26 protein-coding genes and 1 tRNA gene are annotated in these 24,634 nt (G+C 70.6%); 12 read left to right on the top strand and 15 right to left on the bottom strand.

The annotated features are described in order from the left end of the window. Positions 1-5: 5 nt before the first annotated feature. On the bottom strand, positions 6-674 hold the full coding sequence (locus tag OG885_RS31400; protein WP_405737633.1) for an HAD-IA family hydrolase: 669 nt from the start codon (positions 672-674) through the stop codon (positions 6-8). A gap of 164 nt (positions 675-838) precedes the next feature. Next, a complete protein-coding gene (locus OG885_RS31395) occupies positions 839-1,420 on the bottom strand; it encodes a TMEM165/GDT1 family protein (RefSeq protein ID WP_405737632.1) in 582 nt (193 codons plus the stop codon). Positions 1,421-1,768: 348 nt separating this feature from the next. Between OG885_RS31395 and OG885_RS31390 the strand changes: the two genes are divergently transcribed. The 4 genes from OG885_RS31390 to OG885_RS31375 all read left to right on the top strand — a co-directional run bounded on the left by OG885_RS31390 (position 1,769) and on the right by OG885_RS31375 (position 6,732). After that, entirely contained in the window at positions 1,769-2,413 is a 645-nt protein-coding gene (locus tag OG885_RS31390) for an HNH endonuclease family protein (RefSeq protein ID WP_405737631.1), read from the top strand. Positions 2,414-2,475: 62 nt separating this feature from the next. Continuing rightward, on the top strand, positions 2,476-4,110 hold the full coding sequence (locus OG885_RS31385; RefSeq protein WP_405737630.1) for an alkaline phosphatase D family protein: 1,635 nt from the start codon (positions 2,476-2,478) through the stop codon (positions 4,108-4,110). Between the two features lie 182 nt (positions 4,111-4,292). Next, entirely contained in the window at positions 4,293-6,203 is a 1,911-nt protein-coding gene (locus OG885_RS31380) for an FAD/NAD(P)-binding protein (protein ID WP_405737629.1), read from the top strand. An 85-nt stretch (positions 6,204-6,288) separates the two neighbouring features. Continuing rightward, complete coding sequence (locus OG885_RS31375; RefSeq protein WP_405737628.1) at positions 6,289-6,732, top strand: DoxX family protein; 444 nt, start codon at positions 6,289-6,291, stop codon at positions 6,730-6,732. 71 nt (positions 6,733-6,803) lie between these two features. Here the strand turns inward: OG885_RS31375 and OG885_RS31370 are convergent, their stop codons facing one another. Then, complete coding sequence (locus OG885_RS31370) at positions 6,804-7,331, bottom strand: superoxide dismutase family protein (RefSeq protein ID WP_405737627.1); 528 nt, start codon at positions 7,329-7,331, stop codon at positions 6,804-6,806. A gap of 160 nt (positions 7,332-7,491) precedes the next feature. On the opposite strand from OG885_RS31370, the gene OG885_RS31365 reads away from it, so the two are divergent. After that, a complete protein-coding gene (locus OG885_RS31365; RefSeq protein WP_405742954.1) occupies positions 7,492-8,085 on the top strand; it encodes a DedA family protein in 594 nt (197 codons plus the stop codon). A 9-nt stretch (positions 8,086-8,094) separates the two neighbouring features. On the opposite strand, the gene OG885_RS31360 is transcribed toward OG885_RS31365, so the two are convergent. Beyond that, complete coding sequence (locus OG885_RS31360; RefSeq protein WP_405737626.1) at positions 8,095-8,322, bottom strand: DUF2277 domain-containing protein; 228 nt, start codon at positions 8,320-8,322, stop codon at positions 8,095-8,097. Between the two features lie 59 nt (positions 8,323-8,381). Here OG885_RS31360 and OG885_RS31355 point away from each other — a divergent pair, with 59 nt between their 5' ends. Both OG885_RS31355 and OG885_RS31350 read left to right on the top strand, forming a co-directional pair. After that, a complete protein-coding gene (locus tag OG885_RS31355; RefSeq protein WP_405737625.1) occupies positions 8,382-9,140 on the top strand; it encodes an MBL fold metallo-hydrolase in 759 nt (252 codons plus the stop codon). 79 nt (positions 9,141-9,219) lie between these two features. After that, positions 9,220-10,143 (top strand): ketopantoate reductase family protein, encoded by a 924-nt coding sequence (locus OG885_RS31350; protein WP_405737624.1) that lies wholly within the window; start codon positions 9,220-9,222, stop codon positions 10,141-10,143. A gap of 307 nt (positions 10,144-10,450) precedes the next feature. Here the strand turns inward: OG885_RS31350 and OG885_RS31345 are convergent, their stop codons facing one another. Then, the gene (locus tag OG885_RS31345) at positions 10,451-10,972 is read right to left on the bottom strand and encodes a hypothetical protein (protein ID WP_405737623.1); all 522 of its coding nucleotides are present in this window, start codon (positions 10,970-10,972) and stop codon (positions 10,451-10,453) included. Positions 10,973-11,080: 108 nt separating this feature from the next. Between OG885_RS31345 and OG885_RS31340 the strand changes: the two genes are divergently transcribed. Beyond that, positions 11,081-11,413, top strand: a complete 333-nt coding sequence (locus tag OG885_RS31340; protein WP_405737622.1) for a hypothetical protein — start codon at positions 11,081-11,083, stop codon at positions 11,411-11,413. A gap of 54 nt (positions 11,414-11,467) precedes the next feature. Here OG885_RS31340 and OG885_RS31335 read toward each other — a convergent pair. Next, positions 11,468-11,539, bottom strand: a tRNA-Val gene (locus OG885_RS31335). 252 nt (positions 11,540-11,791) lie between these two features. On the opposite strand from OG885_RS31335, the gene OG885_RS31330 reads away from it, so the two are divergent. The 3 genes from OG885_RS31330 (at position 11,792) to OG885_RS31320 (ending at position 14,263) form a co-directional block, all read left to right on the top strand. Further along, positions 11,792-12,559, top strand: coding sequence for a DUF4097 family beta strand repeat-containing protein (locus OG885_RS31330; RefSeq protein WP_405737621.1), 768 nt, complete (start codon positions 11,792-11,794; stop codon positions 12,557-12,559). A gap of 74 nt (positions 12,560-12,633) precedes the next feature. Further along, the gene (locus tag OG885_RS31325) at positions 12,634-14,025 is read left to right on the top strand and encodes a hypothetical protein (RefSeq protein ID WP_405737620.1); all 1,392 of its coding nucleotides are present in this window, start codon (positions 12,634-12,636) and stop codon (positions 14,023-14,025) included. A gap of 16 nt (positions 14,026-14,041) precedes the next feature. Next, positions 14,042-14,263, top strand: coding sequence for a zinc ribbon domain-containing protein (locus tag OG885_RS31320; protein ID WP_405737619.1), 222 nt, complete (start codon positions 14,042-14,044; stop codon positions 14,261-14,263). Between the two features lie 73 nt (positions 14,264-14,336). On the opposite strand, the gene OG885_RS31315 is transcribed toward OG885_RS31320, so the two are convergent. The 3 genes from OG885_RS31315 to OG885_RS31305 are packed head-to-tail and all read right to left on the bottom strand — an operon-like array spanning position 14,337 to position 18,906. After that, complete coding sequence (locus OG885_RS31315) at positions 14,337-15,152, bottom strand: HAD family hydrolase (protein WP_405737618.1); 816 nt, start codon at positions 15,150-15,152, stop codon at positions 14,337-14,339. Beyond that, positions 15,152-17,716 (bottom strand): phosphoribosyltransferase, encoded by a 2,565-nt coding sequence (locus OG885_RS31310; protein ID WP_405737617.1) that lies wholly within the window; start codon positions 17,714-17,716, stop codon positions 15,152-15,154. The genes OG885_RS31315 and OG885_RS31310 overlap by 1 nt, the downstream gene beginning before the upstream one ends. Before the next feature lie 23 nt (positions 17,717-17,739). Next, positions 17,740-18,906, bottom strand: a complete 1,167-nt coding sequence (locus OG885_RS31305) for an HpcH/HpaI aldolase/citrate lyase family protein (protein WP_405737616.1) — start codon at positions 18,904-18,906, stop codon at positions 17,740-17,742. Between the two features lie 223 nt (positions 18,907-19,129). Between OG885_RS31305 and OG885_RS31300 the strand changes: the two genes are divergently transcribed. Further along, on the top strand, positions 19,130-19,924 hold the full coding sequence (locus OG885_RS31300; RefSeq protein WP_405737615.1) for a TerD family protein: 795 nt from the start codon (positions 19,130-19,132) through the stop codon (positions 19,922-19,924). Between the two features lie 121 nt (positions 19,925-20,045). On the opposite strand, the gene OG885_RS31295 is transcribed toward OG885_RS31300, so the two are convergent. The 6 genes from OG885_RS31295 to OG885_RS31270 all read right to left on the bottom strand — a co-directional run bounded on the left by OG885_RS31295 (position 20,046) and on the right by OG885_RS31270 (position 24,599). Beyond that, positions 20,046-20,783: a Tellurium resistance gene (locus OG885_RS31295; protein WP_405737614.1), complete on the bottom strand. Its 738-nt coding sequence runs from the start codon at positions 20,781-20,783 to the stop codon at positions 20,046-20,048. A gap of 115 nt (positions 20,784-20,898) precedes the next feature. Beyond that, positions 20,899-22,044, bottom strand: a complete 1,146-nt coding sequence (locus OG885_RS31290; protein ID WP_405737613.1) for a DUF475 domain-containing protein — start codon at positions 22,042-22,044, stop codon at positions 20,899-20,901. 148 nt (positions 22,045-22,192) lie between these two features. Next, on the bottom strand, positions 22,193-22,768 hold the full coding sequence (locus tag OG885_RS31285) for a TerD family protein (protein ID WP_399955641.1): 576 nt from the start codon (positions 22,766-22,768) through the stop codon (positions 22,193-22,195). A 103-nt stretch (positions 22,769-22,871) separates the two neighbouring features. After that, positions 22,872-23,447, bottom strand: coding sequence for a calcium homeostasis/redox stress adaptation protein (locus tag OG885_RS31280; RefSeq protein WP_329339676.1), 576 nt, complete (start codon positions 23,445-23,447; stop codon positions 22,872-22,874). A gap of 130 nt (positions 23,448-23,577) precedes the next feature. Then, positions 23,578-24,036, bottom strand: a complete 459-nt coding sequence (locus tag OG885_RS31275; protein WP_405737612.1) for a peroxiredoxin — start codon at positions 24,034-24,036, stop codon at positions 23,578-23,580. Between the two features lie 125 nt (positions 24,037-24,161). Then, the gene (locus tag OG885_RS31270) at positions 24,162-24,599 is read right to left on the bottom strand and encodes a DUF3052 domain-containing protein (RefSeq protein WP_181387409.1); all 438 of its coding nucleotides are present in this window, start codon (positions 24,597-24,599) and stop codon (positions 24,162-24,164) included. Positions 24,600-24,634 lie beyond the last annotated feature (35 nt).

Raw genomic sequence — 24,634 nt, 5'->3', positions numbered from 1 at the left:
CCCCGTCACCCGATATAAAGCCGAACCCGCCCATCCCCCAAAGCCTCCACCCGCACCTGCGCAAGATCCCGCACCACCACGTCCGGCTCATGGAAGTCGGCCCGCGGCCCGACCCCCACCACCTGCATCCCCGCGGCGCGCCCCGCCGCGATCCCCGCCCCGGAGTCCTCGAAGACGACGCACTCCGAGGGCGCCACACCGAGCTCGGCGGCGCCCTTCAGGAACCCCTCGGGATCGGGCTTGCTCTCGCCGACGCTCTCCGCGGTGATCCGTACCTCGGGCAGGGCGAGCCCCGCCGCGGCCATCCGGGCGGTGGACAGGGCGACGTCGGCGGAGGTCACCAAGGCGTGCGGCACCCCGGCCAGCGAGGCGAGGAAGGCCTCCGCGCCGGGGATGGCGACCACGCCGTCCATGTCTGCGGTCTCCTCGGCGAGCATGCGCGCGTTGTCGGCGTGGTTCTGCGCCATGGGCCGGTCGGGCAGCAGCAGCGCCATGGAGGCGTACCCCTGCCGGCCGTGGACGACCTTCATGACCTCGTCGCCGTCCAGCCCGTGCCGCTCGGCCCAGCGCCGCCAGCAGCGTTCGACGACGACGTCGGAGTTCACAAGGGTGCCGTCCATGTCCAGCAGCAGGGCACGGGCGGTGAGCACGGTGGGCACGGCGGTGGCCGTCATCGGCAGCTCCAGTACGCGAGGGGAGCCGGGGGTCGCCCGGCGGGACAAGGCGGCCCCGCCCGCCGGTCAGGGAGAACGGGCGGGAGCCACTTTGTTTCTCCACGGTACAAAACGCGACCATGATCCCGCCACCGTCTCCCGGAACAGTTCACCCGGCGTTCAGCTCACGCGGTCGCGGCCTCCCACAGGCTCCACACCCCGAGCGCCAGCATCAGCACGGCCGCGATCTTGGTGATGAGCGCCAGCGGCACCCGCTTCATCAGGGCCTTTCCACCGACGATGCCGAGCCCGGCCACGGCCCAGAGCGCGAGCACGGCGCCCAGGCCGACGGAGAGCGGGTCGTCGTAGCGGGCGGCGAGATTCGCGGTCATGATCTGCGTCAGGTCACCGAACTCGGCGACGAGGATGAGCATGAACCCGGCCCCGGCGACCTTCCAGAAGGACTGGTTCTCGGGCTTGCGGATCTCCTCGTCGTCCTCGTCCTTGTTCCGCAGCAGGACGGCCGCTCCCCCCAGGAACAGCACACCGGTGATCGCGTGCACGATCTGCTGCGGCAGCAGAGTGAGCACGCTGCCGGCCGCGACGGCGAGCGCGACATGCAGGGCGAAGGCGGCGGCGACGCCGGCGAAGACGTAGGACGCGCGGTACCGGGTGCCGAGCACCAGCCCGGCGAGGGCGGTCTTGTCAGGGAGCTCGGCAAGGAAGACGACGCCGAAGACGACGGCCGTCACGGTGAAGCTGATCAAGGTTCCTCAATCGGTCGGGCTGCCCCACCGAGAGTGTTACCGCAAAACGACACCTCGGCATGGCAGCACACGGTCAGTGCACTGCTTGCCGAAGGTCTCGCTGGCGAGGTCCACGAGGGACCCGCCTCCGGGCGCCGGCTCAGACGAGCTGAGCAGTATGTCGACGGTCCGGCGAAGAGCTACTCCCCTTCAACTCCGTCAATCATACGAGATCGTTTCGCCGCAAAGCTTGTCATGTCATGTACGCGTCATTAACTTCTCACCCAACGCACATCTCCCCGCAACACGGCGCGGCGAGCATTCCTTCGCCCGCACGCCTCAACACCCCCACATCCCCAGGGAGTTCGCATGCCGAAGTTCTACGCGCGTCGACGGCTGAGCATACTCGCGGCGTTCACCGGTCTCATAGCCTCGGTCGGACTTTTCAACGGTCCGACCGCCTCCGCCGCCCTCCCGACGCCGGTCAGCGCCGCCACCGCCCGCACCTACCTCGCCTCGCTCACCGTGGCGACCGAGAACCGCACCGGCTACAGCCGCGACCTCTTCCCGCACTGGATCACCATCTCGGGTACCTGCAACACCCGCGAGACGGTCCTCAAGCGCGACGGCTCCAACGTGGTCACCGACTCCGCCTGCGCCTCCACCAGCGGCAGCTGGTACTCCCCCTACGACGGCGCGACCTGGACCGCCGCCTCCGACCTCGACATCGACCACCTGGTCCCGCTCGCCGAGGCCTGGGACTCCGGCGCCAGCGCCTGGACCACCGCCCGGCGCCAGGCCTTCGCCAACGACCTCACCCGCCCGCAGCTCATCGCGGTGACGGACAACGTGAACCAGGCCAAGAGCGACCAGGACCCGGCCGAGTGGATGCCGTCGGTCACCTCGTACCGCTGCACCTACGTCCGCGCCTGGGTCCAGGTGAAGTACTACTACGGCCTCTCGGTCGACTCCGCCGAGAAGAGCGCGCTCACCAGCTACCTGAGCGCCTGCTGATCCCGACCCTCCCCAACCTCCCCCGTCGTTCCGTACCGTACGGGGCGACGGAGGAGGATCACGTGGCCGAACTTCGGTTGGGACCGCTGCTGAGGTACGCCGACGGCTCGTCCGCGACCATCTGGGTCGAGGCGAGCCGTCCGTGCACCGCCGAGGTGCGCTGCGCGGACGGCACCCGCGGGGAGGACCGCACCTTCCAGATCGCGGGCCACCACTACGCGCTGATCCCGGTGACCGGCCTGGCACCCGGGACGTCGACGGCGTACGAGGTGTTCCTGGACGGCACCCGGGTGTGGCCGCTGCCCGGCTCCCCGTTCCCGGAGTCGGTGATCCGCACCTCCGCCGAGGGCGACACCGTCCGCGTCAGCTTCGGCTCCTGCCGCTGGGCGGCCCCGCCGGACGGCGAGAAGGACCCCAAGGGCCCGGACGCGCTGGACACCCTCGCCGCCCGGATCGCGGCCGACCCCCACAGTGAACGCCCGGACGTGCTCGTGCTGTTGGGCGACCAGGTCTACGCCGACGAGACCTCCCCCGCCACCCGCCGCTGGCTCGCCGCCCGCCGAGATCTGAGCGACCCGCCGGGCAGCCAGGTCGCGGACTACGAGGAGTACACGCGCCTTTATTACGAGTCCTGGCTCGACCCGGAGATCCGCTGGCTGCTGTCCACCGTGCCCAGTTGTCAGATCTTCGACGATCATGACGTGATAGACGACTGGAACACCTCCGCCGCCTGGGTGGAGGACATGCGGGCCACCCCGTGGTGGCGGGAACGGCTGCTGAGCGGCCTGATGTCGTACTGGGTGCACCAGCACCTCGGGAACCTGTCCCCGGCCGAACTCGCCGCCGACCCGCTCTACGCCGCCGTCCGCCGAACCCCGGACGGCACCGACGCGTTGCGTGACTTCGCCTGCGAGGCCGACGCCGATCCCGCCTCGGTGCGCTGGAGTTACCGGCGCGACTTCGGCCGGGTGCGGCTGCTGATGGTGGACACCCGCGCGGCCCGCGTCCTGGACGAGGAGCACCGGGCGATGCTCGACCCCGGGGAGGCGGCCTGGCTGCGGGAACAGGTCCTCGCCGACAGGGAGTCGTACGACCATCTCCTCCTCGGCACCTCCCTGCCCTGGCTGCTTCCGCACCTCGTGCACCACGCCGAGGCATGGAGCGCGGCCCTGTGCCGTGGTGACCGCGGGGCGCGCTGGGCGCGGTTCGGGGAGGATCTGCGGCGCCGGGCGGATCTGGAGCACTGGGCGGCGTTCCCGGCGTCCTTCGACGCGCTGGCCGCTCTGATCGCCGAGGCGGGTTCCGGGCCGGAGGCGCCGGCGACGGTGCTGGTGCTCTCCGGGGACGTGCACCACGCGTATGTGGCCGAGCCGGCCTGGCCCGCCACCGACGGCGGCCCGGACGCCCGGGTGCTCCAGTTGACCTGCTCGCCGGTCCACAACTCCATCCCGCTCTCCATACGCCTCGGTTTCCGCTTCGGCTGGAGCGCGGCGGCCCGGGTCCTGGGCCGCCGTTTCGCGGGCCACGGCGGCTGCCCCCGCCCTTCGGTGGACTGGCGGCGCACGGGCGGCCCGTGGTTCGGCAACCAGCTCATGACACTGACGCTGCGGGGGCGGTCGGCGCGGCTGCGCTTGGAACAGGCACGGCGCAAGGGCGAGTTGAGGACGGTGACGGACCAGGTACTCACGGAGGGGTGAGGACTCGGTACTCACGGAAGGGTGCGGGCTCAGTGCTCACGGAAGGGTGAGGGCTCAGTTCTCACGGAAGGGTGCGGACTCGGTACTCGCGCCCGGATGAGCGCACGGCATGATGAGGCGGACCGTCCGCTTCCAGCGGCCGACCACCCGCCCAGCGCCCCACACGCCCGGGAGTCACCCTTTTGTCTGCACCGGCATCGCCTGCCGCGGAACCGTCGTCCCTCTCCCTCGCCGTGGTCGGCGCCGGACCACGAGGCACCAGCGTCCTGGAGCGGCTGTGCGCCTCGGCCCCCGAACTCCTCCCACCCGGCGCCGAGTTGACCGTGCATCTCGTCGACCCCGCGCCACCCGGCGCCGGAAGCGTCTGGCGCACCTCGCAGTCGCCCGAGCTGCTGATGAACACCGTCGCCTGCCAGGTGACCCTGTTCACCGACGACAGCGTGGACTGCTCGGGGCCGATCCGCCCCGGCCCCAGCCTGTACGAGTGGGCGGCCGGCGAGCTCGGCCCGGACGCGTACCCGACCCGCGCCCACTACGGCCGCTACCTGGAGTGGGTGTTCGCCCGCACCGTCCGCGAGGCCCCGCCCGCCGTGCGCGTACGGACCCACGCGGCCCGCGCGACCCGCCTCGACGACACCGCCGACGGCCGGCAGACCCTCACCCTGGACAACGGCCGCACCCTGACCGGCCTCACCGCCGTCGTCCTCACGCAGGGCCATCTCCCCACGCTCGCCACCGCCGAGGAGGCGCGCCTCACGGCGTACGCCGCACGCCACGGACTGCGCCACATCCCGCCCGCCAACCCGGCCGACGTCGACCTCTCCACCATCTCCCCCGGCGAACCGGTGCTGTTGCGCGGCCTGGGTCTCAACTTCTTCGACCACATGGCCCTGTTGACGACCGGACGCGGCGGACGCTTCGACACCGGCCCCCAGGGACTGCGCTACCTCCCCTCCGGCCGCGAACCCCGTCTCCACGCGGGCTCCCGGCGCGGCATCCCGTACCAGGCGCGCGGCGACAACGCGAAGGGCCCGTACGGACGGCACACGCCGCTCGTCCTCACTCCGGAGGTCATAGCGGGCTTCCGCAAACGCGCCGACTCGGGCGAGGCACCCGACTTCCTCGCGGAGATATGGCCGCTCGCCGCCAAGGAGGTGGAGACGGTCTATTACGCGGCCCTGACCCGGCACCCCCACTTCACCGACCGCTTCCTCGCCGTCCCGCACGGCGACCCCCAAGAGGCCCTGATCCTGGACGAGTTCGCCGTTCCGGACGCCGAACGCTGGAGCTGGGACCGCGTCTCCCGGCCGTACGCGGGCAGCGGTTTCGCGTATCCCGGCCAGTGGCGTGACTGGCTCCTCGCACACCTGCGCGAGGACGCCGCGCAGGCCGCCCTCGGCAATGTGGACGGCCCCCTCAAGGCGGCCCTCGACGTGCTGCGCGACCTGCGCAACGAACTCCGTCTGATCGTCGACCACGGCGGCCTCTCCGGAGTCTCGCGCCGCGACCATCTGGACCGCTGGTACACCCCGCTCAACGCCTTCCTGTCCATCGGCCCGCCCCGCCGCCGTGTGGAGGAGCTGGTGGCGCTGGTGGAGGCGGGCGTGGTCGAGGTGGTGGGGCCGCGGCTGGAGGTCATGGAGGGGGAAGGGGCATGGGTGGCACGCTCCCCCTACATCCCCGGGTCCGCCGTCTCCGTGACGACCCTCATAGAGGCACGGCTACCGGAACCGGACCTTCGACGCACCGCCGACCCCCTTCTCGCCGGGCTGCTGGAGACCGGGCAGTGCCGGCCGCACACGGTCGACGGCTACGAGACCGGCGGACTCGACGTCACCGCGCGGCCGTATCGCCTGATTGACCGTCAAGGAGCCGTCCACGCAAGGCGGTTCGCGTTCGGCGTGCCGACGGAGGGAGTGCACTGGGTGACCGCGGCGGGCGCCCGGCCAGGTGTGGATTCGGTCACGCTTTCGGATGCGGACGCGGTCGCGAGAGAGGCGCTACGGACCGCTCTACGTGCGACTTCGAGCGAAACGGAATCCCAAGGGGAAGCAAACTCATGGCCAGATGTTGAACTTGCAAGCATCGATTAGGCGCGCCTACCGTGGAGTGCTCGAACGGTTCCGTCCCCCACGCCGGTCCTCCCCACGGACCGGTCCGACCGTAGGAGTACCCCCCATGACCGGACGCCTCAACAGCGCCCAGCCGTACGCCCTCGGCCTGTTCCGCATCGTCGTAGGACTGCTCTTCGCCTGCCACGGCGCCGCCTCGCTCTTCGGCCTCCTCGGCGGCGACAGCATCCCCGTCGGCACCTGGCCCGGCTGGTACGCGGCCGTGATCCAGCTCGTCGGCGGCTCCCTCGTCCTGCTCGGCCTCGGCACCCGTGCCGCCGCGTTCATCGCCTCGGGCTCCATGGCCTACGCGTACTTCAAGGTCCACCAGCCCGCCGCCCTGTGGCCGATGGAGAACGGCGGCGAGGCCTCGGCGATGTTCTGCTGGGCCCTTCTACTGCTGGTGTTCACCGGCTCCGGCGCCTTCGGCCTCGACCGGCTGTTCAGCCGGAAGCGCACGTCGGCCACCACCGAGCGCCCCGCCGCGAAGCAGACCCCCGTGGCGGCCTGACCCACCCCGCACCACCCCACGACGGCGCCCTCCCCACCCGGGACGGGCGCCGTCCCGCTGTGCTGGACCCCTCAGACCGTCGTCCACCCGAACGGCACGGTGAAGCAGGCCACGCGCGCGCCCACCGCGCCCGGCCCGTCATGAAGGACGACCGAGGACGCCTCCCCCTGCCGGAACCCCCAGTCGTGGCGGGCCGTGGCCTCGCCGGCGCCCTGCGCGTCGGCGGTGAAGTCGAGCCACACCTCGTTGCCGGCGTCGCCGCGCTCCGCCGCCGGCTCGTGCTGGTACACCCCGCCCGCGGCGGCCGGATCGGCACCGCACGGCTTCTGGTGCACCTGGACGCCGTACGCGTGACCCGGCACGAAGCCGGTCACCTTCAACGTCACGGTCGTCGGCCCGAGTTCCTCACCGCGCTGCCCCACCTCGATCCACGAGGCCGCCGGGACGAGCGCCATGTCGTACGTCACCGCGGCCGACGGGACGAAGGCGGTGGGCGGCGCGAACCGCGCGTCCGTCCGCATCTCGTAGCCGTACGTGCCCGCGGCACCGGCCGCGAACACGGCCGCCGCGACCGCACCCACGCACATTCCTGCCACCATGATCTGCCCCGTTCCTCACGTATGTCAGTAATGGTGCCCCCTCCTCCCGCACTACGGGACACGCGAGCCCCCCATGAACCTCCTGTCACACCCCACGCGTACGCTGTATGGCTGTTACGGGGGAAAACGGGGAGTGACGGTGTTCGAGAATTTCGGGAGTATGGGCGCGCTGACCGGCAGCCCATGGATCTACGCGCTGGTGGCCGCGTCGGTCCTGCTCGACGTGTTCCTTCCGGTCCTGCCCAGCGGCGTCCTCGTCATCACGGCGGCCACCGCGGCGGCCGCGGGCACGGCGGCGGGCAAGGTCCCGGCCGACGTCCCCGACATCCTGCTCCTCACGCTGTGCGCCGCCACCGCCTCCGTCCTCGGCGACCTGGTGGCGTACCGCCTGGCCTGGCGCGGCGGCGACCGCCTCGACCGCGCCATCGCCCGCTCCCGCCGGCTGACCACCGCGCAGGAACGTCTCGGCGGCGCCCTCGCACGTGGTGGCGGCGCCCTCGTCGTCGTGGCCCGCTTCGCCCCCGCCGGCCGCTCGGTCGTCTCCTTCGTCGCGGGCGCCGCACACCGCCGCATCCGCGAGTTCCTGCCCTGGTCCGCCCTCGCGGGCCTGACCTGGGCGGCGTACAGCGTCGCCCTCGGCTACTACGGCGCCCAGTGGCTCGGCACGACCTGGCTGGCGACCGGCGTGTCCGTACTGGCCCTGTTCGGCGCGGGCGCCGGAGCGGCGTACGTGATGCGCCGCCAGCCCGCGTAACCCCCCGGCCTACCCGGCCTTCCGCGCGGCCCCGCGCACTTCCAGGCCGGCCAGCAACTCGGCCGTGGCCTCGGCGATCACCTCTACCGCACGGTCGAACACCTCCTGGTTGTGCGCGGCGGGCGCCCGGAACCCGGACACCTTCCGCACGTACTGGAGAGCGGCGGCCCGGATCTCCTCCTCGGTCGCCTCCTCGGGCAACACGGGCGGGCGAAGGGTCTTGATGCTGCGGCACATGCCTCAAGTGTCGCCCGGCGCGAGGAATAGCGCGGGCCCTCCACCGGATTGTGCAGAACATGACCACTGTGGAGATCCAATACGTCGGCGGCCCGACCTCCCTGATCACCCTCGGCGGAATCCGTCTGCTGACCGACCCCACCTTCGACGCGCCCGGCGAGTACACCGTCGGCACCCGCAAGCTGGTGAAGACCACCGGCCCCGCGCTGCGGCCGTCCGACCTCCCCCCGGTGGACGCCGTCCTGCTCTCCCACGACCACCACCCGGACAACCTCGACACAGCCGGCCGCGCCTGGGTGACGTCAGCACCCTTGGTCCTCTCCACACCCTCGGCGCACGGCCGACTCGGCGCCCCCGTCCGAGCCCTCCCCACCTGGGAGCACACCGAGGTCGGCGACGTCCGTGTCACCGCCGTCCCCGCCCTGCACGGCCCCAAGGGCTCCGAACCCCTCGTCGGCGAGGTCACCGGCTTCCTCCTGTCCGGCCCGGGCCTGCCGAAGGTGTACGTCAGCGGCGACAACGCCGACCTGGACCTGGTCCGGGAGATCGCCGACCGCGAGGGCCCCGTCGATGTGGCGATCCTCTTCGCGGGAGCCGCCCGCACCCCCCTCGTGCCGGACGCGACCCTCACCCTGACCAGCGAACAGGCGGCACAGGCGGCGACCGTGCTGGGCGCCCGGCACGTCGTACCCCTGCACTTCGAGCACTGGGGCCACTTCACCCAGAACGGCCCCACCCTGACCAAGGCCTTCGCGGAGGCGGGCCTGACGGACCGACTGCACCTGTTGGAGCCCGGGTCGAGCGTGCGCCTGTCCTAGGGTCGCCCCACCCCCTCTGCGATGATCCTTCCGAGGCGGCCACCGTCCAAGGGGCCGACCGGAGAAGGGACTTCATGTCATGACGTACGACGACCAGCGCCACGACAGCGACCGGCTCACCGTGGCGGTGCTCGGCCCCGGCGGCATCGGCGGCCTGCTCGCCGGGCTGCTGGCCCGGGCCGGGCACCGGGTGATCTGCCTGGCCGGCGAGGATACGGCCCAGACCCTGCGCACGACCGGAATCCGGGTCCGCAGCGGAGTGTTCGGCGACTTCACGGCCGAGGTCGAGGCGGACACCGCGCTGCGCACACCGGTGGACGTCTGCCTGGTCACCGTCAAGCACACGACGCTGGACACGGCCCTGGACCGCGTCCCGCCGCAGGCACTGGGCGACGCGCTCCTCGTCCCGTTCCTCAACGGCGTGGAGCACCCGCAGGCGTTGCGCGCCCGCTACCGCGCCGATCTGGTGGCCCCGGCGGTGATCCGGGTGGAGTCGACACGGGTGGCGCCGGGCGAGATCGAGCACGGCAGCCCGTTCGCCGAGATCGACCTGACGGGGGACGGGGTGGCGAGGGAACGCCTGTCGTCGCTGGCCGACACGCTCGGCGCCGCGGGCCCGACGACCCGCGTCCTGCCGGACGAGACGGCGGCGCTGTGGGCGAAGATGTCCTTCCTCGCCCCGCTGGCCCTGCTCACCACGCGGTACGGAGTGCCGCTGGGCGAGGTGCGCACGACCCACCGCGACGAGCTGACCGCCCTGGTCGAGGAGACGGCCGCGATCAGCCGAGCGGCGGGCGGCCCGGCTGACCCGGCCGCCGCCCTCTCCCGCTACGACGCGTTCCCCCCGCAGACCAAGTCCTCCATGCAGCGCGACGCCGAGGCGGGTCGCCCCCTCGAACTCGACGCGATCGGCGGGGCGTTGCTCCGCGCTGCGGAACGCTCCGGGGTACCGGCGCCGGTGACGGCACGCCTGGTACGGGAGGTACGGGCCGCCGGTCACTAGGTCGTGTCCGCAAAGTCCCGTCGTCCGCCCGGAGGGCGGGCCGGGCGGCGTCAGGTGCGTGCTCTCGGCGTGCCGGGCACGAACCCGCGTACTGGTTTGTACGTGGGTTTGTGCCCGGTGCGGCGAGAGGGCGTGCATGGCGGCTCCCGGCAGGCGGGACTTTGCGGACACGACCTAGGGCCTGTCCGGCGGATCAGGTCGCAGGAAAGCCGCGGTGCTTCATGTGGTGCCGGTGAGCGGGGGATGCGCGGGCCAGCCCCCGCGTCTGCGGCATGATCCGCTGGACAGGCCCTGGGCGGCGCCGCGATCAGTCGTCGGCCGCGACCACGAGGGAGAGAACGCCGAGGGTCCGGTCGACGAGGACTAGTTCGTGGAACTCGATGTGGACGGGTACGTAGTCGTGCCGGGCGTCCTCGGGGAGCTCTCCGAGGACGTACCGGCCGGTGGCCCGCCGGACGGGCTCGTAGACCACCTCGTCAAGCCGCTCGTCGAGGGCGTCGGGCACCGGCCCGAGCCCACCGGCCCACTCCCGGACGACACCGACCGCGACCTCCGCGTCGACCGGCACATACGCCTCCGGCCCGATCCGGTCCGCCCACCACCGCCCGTGCCGCAGCTCCTGCCAGATGCCGGAGCCGTCGTAGAGATCCCGGAACTCGGGGTGCGCGATCAGCCCGGCGAGCAGCTCCTGGTCACCGGGCGGCTCGGCCGGCAGCCGGAAACGCTTGACCTGCACCCACCTATACCCATGCCCGCCGGGTTCGGAGAAGGCGAAGTCCCGGAAGTTGACGAAGGGACTGTCCCAGTAGGCCAGCCGAACGGAACGCATCACCCGCCCCACCCTCCCACAGGCGGAGGGGAGGCCCCCCACAACCCGTTCGCATGAACCACCCCAAGAAACTCGCACCCCTAAATCGAACAGGCGTAGCATTGCGCCGTGGCTACGACCTATGACTTTCCGAGTGACCTCCTCGCCGGTCAGGAGGAGCTGCATCAGGTCAGGGCCGAGCTCTCGGCCCTGCTCAAACGGCTGCCCTGGTCGGTCGAGCCCCTGGACGGCTTCAGCGACACCGCCGGCTGGCGCAAGGTGGAACGCCCCGCCTCCCCCGGCTGGACCCCCGACGAACAGGCCGAGGTGGAAAAGCTCCGCCAACGCGAACACGAACTCGCCGTCTTCATCAGCGGCCACCGCTTCTGGGCGGAGGTCGCGACGGGAGACCGGGTCGACGCCCGCACGAACCTGAAGCACGCACAGGACCGCCCGGCCTGACACAACGAAGAAGACCCCGGCCACGACAGGCCGGGGTCTCTACGTCAAAACCGGTGGGCGCGGACGGTTTCGAACCGCCGACATCCTGCTTGTAAGGCAGGCGCTCTACCCCTGAGCTACGCACCCGCACCCCGAGCCGATGCGCCCAGGACGAGTCGACAGCCTACATCGCCCGGGGCCCTGTCCCGCAAACCCGTATCCCAGGAACCGGACGTCAGGGCTGCCGCCGGGCCGCGTCAGGGTTCTTCCGGGGGTTTTCCCCCGGGTGTATCCGGGAGGTTCCCGGATACGACGGGGAGTGTCCGGTCCGTACGGTCGAAGTGGCTCGGCGTTGGGTTCGGCGCGGGGCCTCATCGGTCCGTTCAGGGGGAGATTCTCATGGCTCGTTCCGTCACCGCCCGCGTGGTTCTCGCCGTCGGGGCCGTCGCGCTTGTCGGGGTCGTCAGTGCGTGCGGGGCTTCCGCCGGGGATGACAAGGATCCAGACCAGCGGGCCTTCGCGCTGCACGGGGACACCCTCACCGTCGACTCCGACGACTCCGCGCTGGAGATAGTCGTCGTCGACGACGCCAAGGCGGGGACGGTCGAGGTCACGCGGTGGTTCCAGGGGACCGTCGCGCTGGGCAAGGACCCCGAGGTGACCTGGTCCATGAAGGACGACCGGCTGAAGCTGCGGATGCACTGCACCGGCGTGGTCGCCGACTGCGCGGCCAAGCACCGGATCGAGGTGCCGCGGGGGGTCGCCGTGAAGGTGGAGGACGGGGACGGGAGCGTGCGGGCCAAGGGGTTCGAGGCCGCGCTGAGCATCAGTACCGGTGACGGGTCCGTCCATGTCACCGACTCCAGCGGCCCGCTCGACCTGAAGACCGGGGACGGGTCCGTGCGCGCGGAGGTCACCTCCCGCAGGGTGCAGACCCGGACCGGGGACGGATCCGTGCATCTCGAACTGGGCGCCGTACCGGACCTGGTGGAGTCCCGGAGCGGGGACGGGTCCGTCACCGTCGAGCTGCCCGAGGCGGCCTATCGCGTCACGACGCAGACCGGCGACGGCGGGGTGGATGTCTCCGTCCCGCGCGACGAGTCCAGCTCGCACGTCATATCCGCGCACACCGGTGACGGCAAAGTCACCGTCAGGACCGCGAACTAACGGGCCCGTGTGTTCGTCCTTAACCGGTGGGAGAATGGCACCGGGCCGGACGGATGACAGCACGGGAGAGGGATGTGACGGCGACACCAGCGCAGCCGCACTCGCCGGCACAGCCGCACTCGCCGTCGGTGCCACGCGCGCCTCACGCGCTGCGCGACACCCTCACCCTTCTCGCCCTGCCGCTCGTCGCCGCCCTCGCCCTGCCCGCCGCGTTCGCCGGCGGCGGCACCCGGCGCTGGTTCGGCGGCCGGGCCGAGAGCCAGCGGGCCGAGGCACAGGCCGCGAAGGACGCCGCCGCGGCCGCGTTCTACGAGCTCGACACCGCCCAGCGCGACCTGCGGATCTCGATAGAGACCATCACGGCCGTCGACGACTCCCCCGCCGCCCGGCGGGCCGTCTCCGACTTCGAGGCGCTGGGCCGGCGCATCGACGAGGCCAGCAGCCAGTACATCAACGCGGTCGACGCGCACGACCTCGACCGGGACGACCTGGAGGCCTCGGTCGCGGCCCGCGCGCGCACCGAGCTGACCGCCGCCAAGGACGAGCTGGGCCGGGTCAAGCAGGACCTCGACCGGTTCGCGGACGGCCTCGGGCCGCTGCTGGGCAAGGCCGAGACGCAGCTGGCCCGACTCGCTCCGGCCGTGGAGCGGGCCCGGCAGGGGCTGCTGGCGGCGTCCAACGCGCTGGACGCGGTACGGCAGTCGGGGCTGACGGCCGACGACCTCGCCGCCCGTCTCGCCGCCCTCGGCCCCGAGCTGACGAAGCTGAACCAGGGCGCCGGGGCGCATGGCGTCCCGCAGACCCTGGAGCGCGCCGAGCGCGTCGCCCGTGCGGCCGAGGCGGTCCGGGTGGAGGCCGAGCGGCTGCCGGAGAAGGCCGCGGAGATCGACCACCGGCTGGTCTCGCTGCGCACGCGCGCGCAGGCGCTGACCACCCGTGCCGGTCAGGTCGAGCCGGTCCTCAGCGAGCTGCGGCGGCGTTTCGTGGCGGCCTGCTGGCAGGACCTCCAGCAGGTTCCCGACCAGGCCGTGGAGAACGTACGGCAGGCCGAGCTGAAGCTCACCGAGGCGCGCGCCGCGCGGGACGCGCAGCGGTGGCCGGACGCGACGGCGTTGCTGTCCACCGTGCGGGCGCTGCTGAACTCCACCGACGAGTCCGTGTCGGCCGCCGGTGACCGGCTGCGCCGGCTGAACGCCGTGCAGAAGGATCCGCAGCAGGAGATCGACCGGACGCGGTTCGCGATCCGGGACGCGCAGCGGCTGGCCATGTCGGGGCGGAACACGCCCGATCCCCGGCACGCGCGTCCGCTGGACGAGTCGGTGGCCCGTCTGGAGCGGGCGATCGGCACGCTGGAGGGGCGGCATCCGGACTACTGGCATTTCCTCACGGAGACGGAGGCGGTGCGGCAGTCGGTGGCTCGGGTGGTGGGGCAGATCCGGGACGAGCGGGGGGCTGGGCCGCACTGACGGTTAGCCTGTGCGCATGCCTCGTTATGAGTACCGCTGCCGGAGCTGCGGCGACACGTTTGAGTTGAGCCGGCCGATGGCTGAGTCCTCGGCGCCCGCGACGTGCCCTGTGGGGCATGAGGACACGGTGAAGTTGTTGTCGACGGTGGCTGTGGGGGGTACGGCGCGCGGTGCCGCAGCGCCGGCGCCCCAGGGAGGAGGGGGCGGCGGCTGCTGCGGTGGAGGGTGCTGTAGCTAGTGGTCAGGTGCGGGTGCGTGGGGGCTGGTCGCGCCCACGCGGCGGAGCCGCATATCGACACAGCCCCGCGCCCCTAGGGCGTTGGAGTCCTCGTTGCCTTCAGGAATTCCCTGAGGATTCGCTCCCCTGCCAGCACGCCCCTCTCCGGCAGTGCCGTGATCGTCGGTGCAGTAAAACCCTCGTCCGCCAGCTCGCCGTGCCCGGGCCGCCAACCCCTGTCCGCGGCCAGCAGCAGGTCCGCGTCCAAGAGCGAGTCACCCGCCGCCAGCGTCAGCTCGGCGCCCGTCCGGCGGGCCACCTCCCTCATCGCCGCGCTCTTGGTGAGCGGCTTCGGGACGGCGTAGATCTTGCGGCCCTGGAGGGAGACCGTCCAGCCGCGGTTCTCCGCCCAGACCGCGAGTTCCTTGACCCAGTCCTCGGGCAGCAGCTCGCGCTCGACGACGAGGTAGGCGAAGAGGTCCTCGGCGACCCGGTGCTTGCGCACCCACACGGGGTCGGCGGTGCGCAGCAGATGCTCGCGCACCTCGTCCAGCGGCGCGCACTCGTCGGCGAGCCGTGCCTGGACGCGGGCGTGCCAGTCGGCGTCGGTGACGCCGTCCACCAGCAGGTGTCCGCCGTTGGCGCAGATGGCGTATGTGGGCGCCGGGCCCGGCAGGTTGATGCGCTGGTACTGCTTACGGGTCCGGGTGGTCGTCGGCACGAACACCGCCGCGTCACCGAGGTCGGCCAGCAGTCCGGCGGCCGTCTCGGTCATGTAGGACAGGGGTCTGCTCTCGTGGACCTCGACGCAGAGCAGCCGTGGCGCCCGTGGGTCCGGCATGGTCAGCGCGAGGGCCGCCGAGGAGTAGATGAGGGTACGGTCGAGGTCGCTCGCCACCAACACCGGCATCAGACCGCCACCGCCTTGCCGTCGGCGCCGGTAGCGCCCCGCGTGTACTTGGGGTGGATCAACCCCACGCAGGTGTAGGGGAGTTCGGCCACCTCTTCCACCGGTACGCCTCTCTGCTCGGCCAACAGCCGTACGTGGTCCAGGTCGGCGCCCGCGCCGGCCTTCGCGAGGATCTTCCAGGGCACGCGGCGCAGCAGTACCCGGGTGGTCTCGCCGACGCCGGGCTTGACGAGGTTCACGTCGTGGATGCCGTACTCCTCGCTGATGCGTTCGACGGCCGCCCAGCCCTCCCAGGTGGGCTCGCGGTCGCCGGAGAGCAGCTCCTTGACCTGCTGGTCCACCGTGTCGGCGACCTCGGGGAAGGTGGCGGAGACGGCGTCCAGGAAGTCCACCGACACGTCCGCGCCGGCGAGTTCGCGGTAGAACTTCGCGCCGTGGAAGTCGTTCGGACCGACGAGGTCGGCGCGCAGGACGGTGCGGGAGATCAGGCCGGAGACGGTGGAGTTGAGGCAGGCGGAGGGGATGAGGAAGTCCTCGCGGGTGCCGTACGTCTTCACGCACGAGCCCGGGTCGGCGAGGACCGCGATCTCCGGGTCGAAGCCGGTGGCGCCGCCCGCTGCCTCGAACTCCTTGACGGCCTCGGCCAGTTCGCGGGTGATGGCGCCCTTGCCGGTCCAGCCGTCGACGAAGACGACGTCGGCCGGGTCGTGGTGGGCGGCGAGCCAGCGCAGCGCGTTGGCGTCGATGCCGCGGCCGCGGACGATCGAGACGGCGTAGTGGGGCAGGTCGAGGCCGTGCCGGAACTGGGCCCAGCGGCGCATCAGCACACCGACGGGGGTACCGGCGCGGGCGAGCGAGACGAGGACGGGCCGGGGTGAGCGCTCTTCGAGGACGATCTCGGTCACGGCGCCCACGGCCTGCGCGAGGCGGGCGACGGACGCGTCCAGGGCCGTGTGGAACAGCTGCTGGTACTGCTCGCTGGGCTGGTACTCCACCGGCAGCGACTCCGCGTAGTGCGCGCCGCCGCTCTGGATGGCCTCCTCGCGCTCCTCGGTCGGCGCCTCCAGCGTCACGTCCGAGAGATCCTGGAGCAGCCAGCCGACCTCGTCGGGGGCGTACGAGGAGAAGGCTGGGCCGCGGAGGGGCTCGGGGAGCATGGGGGGCCTTTCGGGGACGTACGACGGGACGACCGCGAGCAGTATGTGCGGGGCGGTTTCGGCCAGCTGCGCCAACAGGCCGTCGGCGGCGTGCAGTTCGGGGGTGTCGGCGGTGGAGTCGACCACGGCGACGACCACGTCGAAACCGGCGCCGGCGATGTTGTACGCGTAGCGGTCGCCGGGGCCGTCGGCGGGGGTGTCGTGGGCCGGGAAGACTATGCGGCTGCGTATCGCGTAGCCGGGGTCGTCGACGGCGAGGACGGGTGAGCGGGTGGTGGTGGAGTAGGTGACCTCGGCGCCTTCCGCGACCTGCTCCAGTTCGCGGGCGAGGCGCAGGGGGGCGTACATCAGCTCTTCGAAGCCGAGGATGTGTATGCGGCGGGCGTCGGCCGGGATGGCCTCTGCGAGGCGGGCGGTCATCTCGGGGAGGGCGGACTCGAGGCGGGCGCGGTGGGACGGGGTGAAGCCGTGGCGTCCGCCGTCGGGGAGGGCGTGGGGCCAGTGGAGGTCGACGCGGTCAAGTGTTGACTGCGGGCCGGTGGGGGCTTGGCGCGCAGTTCCCCGCGCCCCTGGGGTGCTGGACCGGCCGTCGGCTTCAAGGCTCGCGGCACCAGCGTCGCCGTCTAGGGGCGCGGGGAACTGCGCGACCGGCCACGACGAGCCCGCAGACGCAGTCTCCGCCTCGTACCGCGCGACCAACGCCTGCCCCTTCTCCAGCACCCCCTCCGGCAGTCGTACGTTCCCCGACGCCGCCGCCACCAGGTCCACCCTCGCGTCTATCTCGCGCGCGAACTCCTCCAGTCGGCCGGCGTCCGCCTCCGACCTCATGTCGACCAGAGCCACGACCACATACCGGCCCCGCGGGTAGCGCTCATGCAGGTCCCTGATCGTGTTCAGGACCGTGTTGCCCGTCGAGAACTCGTCGTCGACCAGGACCAGGGGGCCGTCGCCGGACAGCAGGCCGGCGTCCTCCGGGAGCAGCAGGTGGGAGGTCGCGTGGGAGTGGGACTCCTCGAAGCCGCCTGCCTGGGCGACGCCCGCCACCGGGCGGCGGGTGGAGTGGAGGTAGGGGGCGGTGCCGAGGCCGTCGGCGACGGAGTGGCCGAGGCCCGTCGCGGTCTCCGCGTAGCCGAGGACGACCGCGGTGGCCGCCTCCTCGCCGAGCAGGTCGCGGACTCGGCGGCCGAGGGCGAAGCCATGGCCGTACACCACCGTCGGTGACTGCGGTACGTGCTTGCCGAGCACGTTGGAGACGAGGAGGTGGGCCCGCTTGGGGTTGCGGCGCAGGGCCAGACCGAGGAGGTCGGTCAGGCTCTCGTCGCCCACGAGTGCGACCCCGAGGCGCTCGGCGACCCAGGTGCCGGACCAGATGGTGTCCGGCACCTTGCTGTTCACTGCGTTGTTCATGCGTCCCTTGGGTGGAGGTGGGTTCAGCCGGGTATGCCGGCGGCGAGCAGGTCGACGAAGCTGACGTCCTCGTTCGCGACGCCGAAGACCTCCGCGCGCAGCATGGTCCGCTCGGCCCAGGCGCGGTGCGGCTTCACCTCGTTCATCTTGTTCGTGTACTGCGAGCGCAGGACGCCTCCGCCGCCTCGCTCGGGCCGCAGGATGTCGGCCGCGTCGCTGTACTCCTCGTGGCTGACGACGGACAGCGCATGGACCGCCGGCACGTGGGAGGGGTGGATGCAGGTCTTGCCCAGCAGGCCGTTGGCGTGGTCGAGGGAGATCTCTCGCAGCAGCCCGTCCATGGCGTGCTCTATCAGTTTCTCGCGCAGTTCCACCGCCTGCCCCTCCAGGAAGGGGCTGTTCCGCAACTGCGGCTTGAACATGCGTTCGGGTACGCGGAAGTACTCCCACACGGGGCCGGTCACGGTGAAGCCGGTGCCGTCGGCCCGGCCCAGCATGTTGACGACGTCGGCGATGACCGAGGCGACGATCTGGACGTCGTAGGCCGTCATGTCGGGGGCTCTGCGCAGGCCGTACGAGGAGCAGAAGTCGGTGACGCCGAGGCGCAGGGCGAGGACGCGGTCGCGGTACTTGTCGACGGCGCGGGCGATGCCCTCCAGGGCGTCGACCCGGGACTCGCGGTACATCAGCTCGGGCGTCTCCAGGACGGGCATGCCGAAGAGGCGGCGGCCGCTCGCGTGCTCGGCGAGGGCGAGGGCCTCCAGGAAGGGGATGCCGCGTTCCTCGGTGAACTTGGGGAACACGAAGCCGGACAGCAGCCGCACGGTCTCACCGAGGCGCTGGACGAGGTCGGGGATCTGCTCGGGCGTGCGCACCCGGATGAAGAGCAGGGGCGGTTCGAGGTCCTCGCGGGAGGCGAGGTCGGCGAACTGCCTGACCAGGTTCTCCTCACCGGCGGCGACGTCCTCGTCACCGATGGAGTCCTCCAGGCACAGCACCATCGAGACCACGCCGCGGCCGGTCTGCTTGACGATGTCGTCGGCCAGCCGGGGCCGGGTGGCCGGACTGTAGAGCGTGGCGCCCAGGGCCGCGGAGAGCAGCCGGGCCGGCGAGTCCGCGTCGAACGCGCAGGACTCGCGATGGAAGAGACGCTGTCGCACCTCAGGGGCGATGTGCCCGAAATGACGCATAAAACTCCCCCGTGGCGCAAGGTAAGCCTGTGGATTTTGAGAACAGGTGGCCGGTAATAGTACGTACCGAGCCATGTCAGAGGTTCCCGTCGGGCATGAATTTCAGGTAACGCCCGTGGGGACATCGGCAGGGACACCATTGTCGAGCACCCGTGCCGAGTACCCATCTCGAGCCACCCACCCCGCGTTGTCGTGAGCAGGACCGAGAAGGCAGGATGACCGCATGACGCACGCCATGCTGAAGGGGTCGAACGTCCCGCTGGACGTCACCACGGTGCGCGCCGTGGTGCGCTGGACGCCCGGGCAGGGGGTCCCGGACGTCGACGCCTCGGCGCTGCTCCTCGGCCCCGACGGTCGCGTACGTTCCGACGAGGACTTCGTCTTCTACAACCAGCCCCGGCACCCTTCCGGGAAGGTGTGGCGGCTCGGCAAGAAGCGGGTCGCCGAGGGCCTCACCGACACGATCCAGACAGATCTCTCCGGTGTCGAGTCCGGCGTCGGTCGGATTCTGCTGGTCGCATCGGCGGACGGCGTCACGTTCGACCGCGTACGCGCACTGAGCATCGTGCTGTACGACGCCGCGGTCACCGAGGGCGAACCGCTGGCCTACTTCGACATCAAGCCGGAGACCGGCCGCGAGACGGCGATGATCTGCGGGGAGCTGTACCGCCGCGGCGACGGCTGGAAGTTCCGCGCCCTGGGCGAGGGCTACTCGGACGGACTGAAGGGCCTGGCCAGCGATTTCGGCATCTCGGTGGACGACTCGGAGGTCATGGAGGATCCGGCGCCGAGCCCGGAGACTTCTCAGCCCCTGCCCCCGGAACAGCCGACCACGGTCCCCCAGCAGCCGGCCTACGGCTACCCCCAGTCCCCGCCGCCGACCCAGCCGGCGTACGGCTACCCCCAGCCGACGAGCCAGCCATCGTACGGCTACCCCCAGGCTCCGGTGCCGGCAGCGGCAACCTTGGACCCGGATTTCCGGCTCCCTCCGCAGGGCCCCCAATTCATCGGCCGCTAGGGGAAACGCCCTAAGGGGCGCGGGGCTGTATTGAATTTGCGGCTACCGCCGCGCGGGCGCGAGCAACCACAACCGGTCCGCACCCGTCGAACAACAGGACCCCCGAGTTCCTGGGCGACCCTCACCGCTCCGCCTTGGTCTTATATCCCCGCCCCCACTGAAGTCCCCACCCGTACAACCGGTCCAGCTCCGCCTGGAACCCGTACACGAACTTCACCTCGCGCCGGACGATGATCTCTCCCTTCACGTTCTCGATCATCACCACCGCGCACGACCGGGCCTGAGGATGCCGTTCGTCGAGGCCTATCTCGATCCGCGGCCCGTTGCTCGGATACAGCGTCACGCTCGCGTGCGTGCGGTCGAACGCCGGCGTCTGGTCGTAGATGTAGACGAACACCAGGATCCGCTTGATGGACTCCCGGTGGTCGAGGTTGACGTAGATCGTCTCGCCGGACGCCGACCCGAACCGGTCGTCGCCGCTGAGCTTGACGTACGGCGGTGAGTTGACGTCCCCGAAGAGTCCGCCGAGGGGTTGTACGACGCCCTTGGAGCCGTCCGTCAGCTCGTACAGGCACCCCAGGTCGAGGTCGACGTTGACCATGCTCTGGCTGTGGCCCATGACCTCCGGCGGCTTGAGCGCCTTGAAGGGATGGCGCAGCAGTGACTCCCGCTGGGAGCCGCCGATGTCGGAGGTCCGCATCCGCCAGGCGAGGTTGATGCGCAGATGCCCGTGCTCCGCGCCCTGCTTGGTCAGGGAGACCCGGTCGTGCCGTTTGGTCAGCTCTATCGCGTTGCTCGCCGCGCTGCCCGAGTCGAACTCGGCCGCCCGTCCGGGCCGGAGTCCGTCCAAGAAGCCCATTGCCGCCCCCACCTCACTGACCGCGTCCATCTGCATTGACAAAGACCGGCGGGGCGGCGTCGAGGAGTCGCCTCGATGCCGCCCCGCTCAGAGCGTTCCCTCACGTCGAGGGGTGTCACACCCCGGACGAGACCTCAGTCTTCTCGTCCGAGCCGGTTCCGCCCTCGGCCGCGGCGAGTGCCTTGTTGCGGCGGACGGAGGACCAGAAGGACCAGGCGATGAGGATGACGCCGACGAGGCCGGTGATGACCTCGTTGATCTCGTACTGGATGGTGACCATCAGGATCACGGCGAGGGCGCCGATCGCGTAGTGCGCGCCGTGCTCCAGGTAGACGTAGTCGTCGAGGGTGCCCTGGCGGACCAGGTAGACCGTCAGCGACCGGACGTACATGGCGCCGATGCCCAGACCGAGGGCCATCAGGACGATGTCGTTGGTGATGGCGAAGGCGCCGATGACGCCGTCGAAGGAGAACGACGCGTCGAGGACTTCCAGGTAGAGGAACATGAAGAACGCGGCCTGGCCGGCCAGGACGACGGCGGGCTTCTTCTTGCCCGTGCGGGCGGCCTCTTCCTCCTCCTCGTGCTCGCGTTCTTCCTCTTCTTCGAGTTTGTCCTCGAAGTAGCCGGAGAGTCCGCCGACGACCATGTACGTGATCAGACCGGCGATGCCGGAGATCAGGACGGTCTGTGCCTTGTCGACGTGGGCGCCGCCGTGCTGGTGGGCGTGGGTGGCGAAGGTGAAGGCGGTGATGAGCAGGACGATCAGCGCGATGCAGACCGACAGCATGTCGACCTTGCCGAGCTTGGCGAGCGGGCGCTCGATCCAGCGCAGCCACTGGATGTCGCGGTCCTCGAAGATGAAGTCGAGGAAGATCATCAGCAGGAACATGCCACCGAACGCGGCGATCGCCGGGTGGGCGTCGGTGACGAGTTCCTGGTAGTGGTCCTTGTTGTTCAGGGCGAGGTCGACGGCCTCGATCGGCCCCATCTTGGCGCTGACCGCGACGATGACGACCGGGAACACCAGTCGCATGCCGAACACGGCGATGAGCACACCGACGGTGAGGAAGATCTTCTGCCAGAAGGCACTCATCTTCTTCAGGATCCCGGCGTTGACCACCGCGTTGTCGAAGGACAGCGAGATCTCCAGGATGGAGAGGATCGCGACGATGCCGAAGGCCTCCCACCCCCCGTAGAAGACCGCTGCGACGAGGCCGAGCGCGGTGATCGCGAACGACCAGCCGAAGGTTTTCAGAACCACTGGCTACCCAATCCTTGTGTACGGGTCTCCCCCGCGCCGTACTCGGCTTTACGAAGACTTTGAAGCCGAAGTCTAGTCCCGAGCCCTTCGCCGCCCACCAGGGACCGGCTTTTGCTCATAACGCGTTATGAGACCTTGTCCCGGCGGGTCAGGAGACGTGGACCCCGAAGTCCAGGGCGATGCCCCTGAGTCCGGACGCGTACCCCTGTCCGACCGCGCGGAACTTCCACTCGCCGCCGTAGCGGTAGACCTCGCCGAAGATCATCGCGGTCTCGGTGGAGGCGTCTTCGGAGAGGTCGTAGCGGGCGAGTTCCTGGCCGTCGGCCTGGTTCACCACGCGGATGAACGCGTTGCTGACCTGGCCGAAGGTCTGGCCGCGGTTGTCCGCGTCGTGGATCGAGACCGGGAAGACGATCTTGTCGCACTGGGCCGGCACCTTGGAGAGGTCGATCAGGATCGACTCGTCGTCGCCCTCGCCCTCACCGGTGAGGTTGTCGCCGGTGTGCTCCACCGAGCCGTCGGGGCTCTTGAGCTGGTTGTAGAAGATGAACCACTCGTCGCCCATGACCCGTCCGCCGGCGCAGATCAGCGCGCTGGCGTCGAGGTCGAAGTCGGCTCCGGTGGTGGAGCGTGCGTCCCAGCCGAGCCCGATCATCACCTGAGTGAGGTTGGGTGCGGCCTTGGACAGGGAGACGTTGCCCCCCTTGGCGAGCGTGACGCCCATGATGTGGTCCCTCCCCGTGTGCTGCTGTTTCTCTGGTGGTCCTGCGCGTCCGGCGCCGCACGTAAACCGTGCGGCGCCGGACGATGAGACCTTGTGACGTGTCTCAGACGTTGACGCCGAAGTCCTGCGCGATGCCGCGCAGGCCCGAGGCGTAGCCCTGGCCGATGGCGCGGAACTTCCACTCCGCGCCGTGCCGGTACAGCTCGCCGAAGACCATGGCGGTCTCGGTGGAGGCGTCCTCGGAGAGGTCGTAGCGGGCGATCTCGGCCTCGCCCGCCTGGTTCACGACGCGGATGAACGCGTTGCGGACCTGGCCGAAGGACTGCTGGCGGTTCTCGGCGTCGTAGATCGAGACCGGGAACACGATCTTCTCGATGTCGGCCGGGACGGCCGCGAGGTTGACCTTGATCTGCTCGTCGTCGCCCTCGCCCTCACCGGTGATGTTGTCGCCGGTGTGCTCGACCGAGCCGTCGGGGCTCTTGAGGTTGTTGAAGAAGACGAAGTTGGCGTCGCTGCTGACCTTGCCGGAGTTGTTCAGCAGCAGTGCGCTGGCGTCCAGGTCGAAGTCGGTACCGGTCGTGGTGCGGACGTCCCAGCCCAGACCGATGATGACCGCGGTCAGGCCGGGGGCCTCCTTGGTCAGCGATACGTTGCCGCCCTTGCTGAGGCTGACTCCCACGAGTCCTCCATTGGTGTCCAGGGGCGGGGAGCCCCGCCATGCGTTTGATACCGGATCAACGAGTCGATCCTAGTGACGGGTTCCCGCCCTACGCAGGGCTTGGGACCCAACAATCACAGGGTGTCCCGACTCAGATGGCGTCGAGGGCCTTCACGTACTCGTTCAGGTCACGGGCGTCGGGCAGCGCGTTGACGACGGTCCAGCGGACCACGCCCTCCTTGTCGATGACGAAGGTGCCGCGCACCGCGCAGCCCTTGTCCTCGGCGAAGACGCCGTAGGCGCGGGAGACCTCGCCGTGCGGCCAGAAGTCGCTCAGCAGCGGGTATTCGAGGCCCTCCTGCTCGGCGAAGACGCGCAGGGTGTGGATGGAGTCGTTGGAGACGGCGAGGAGCTGGGTGTCGCGGTCGGAGAACTGCGGCAGGTTGTCGCGCAGCTCGCAGAGCTCGCCGGTGCACACCCCGGTGAAGGCGAAGGGGTAGAAGAGCAGGACGACGTTCTTGCCGCCACGGAAGTCCGACAGCTTCACGGACCTGCCGTGGTTGTCCTTGAGCTCGAAGTCGGGGGCCTTTTCGCCGACCTGGATGGCCATCGTCGTGAATCCCTTTCGGATGGGACTGTTCGGGTGACACCCACCCTACGCAGTGATCACGACAGACTGACGGACGGGCTGAGCACGACGCGCGGCTCAGCCCGTCCGGGGCTAGCGGATGGAGGTCACCGCTTCGACTTGGCGCCCTTCGGCGTCACCAGACGGCTGCCGCTCCAGTCCTTGCCGACGCTGACGCTCTTGGAGGCCGAGAGCCCCGCCGTCGTCGCGGCTTCGGAGATGTCGCTGGGCTCGACGTAGCCGTCACGGCCGGTCTTCGGCGTCAGCAGCAGGATCGAGCCGCCCTCCTCGATGTACGTGGTGGCGTCCACCAGTACGTCGGTGAGGTCGCCGTCGTCATCGCGGAACCACAGCACCACGGCGTCTGCGACGTCGTCGTACTCCTCGTCCATCAGCTCACCGCCGATGACTTCCTCAATGGCCTCGCGGAGCTCCTGGTCGACGTCGTCGTCGTAGCCGATCTCCTGGACCACCTGCTCGGGCTGGAACCCCAGCCTTGCGGCAGGGTTCGTCCGCTCCTCCGCGTGGTCCGCGGTCGCGCTCACGGGTTGCCTCCTGATCATGTCTTAGGGAATGACTC

It is taken from the genome of Streptomyces sp. NBC_00028 (assembly GCF_045041065.1).
Classification (GTDB): Bacteria; Actinomycetota; Actinomycetes; order Streptomycetales; family Streptomycetaceae; genus Streptomyces.
The sequence above is the reverse complement of the archived record's forward strand: the minus strand, read 5'-3'. Positions and strand labels throughout refer to the sequence as shown.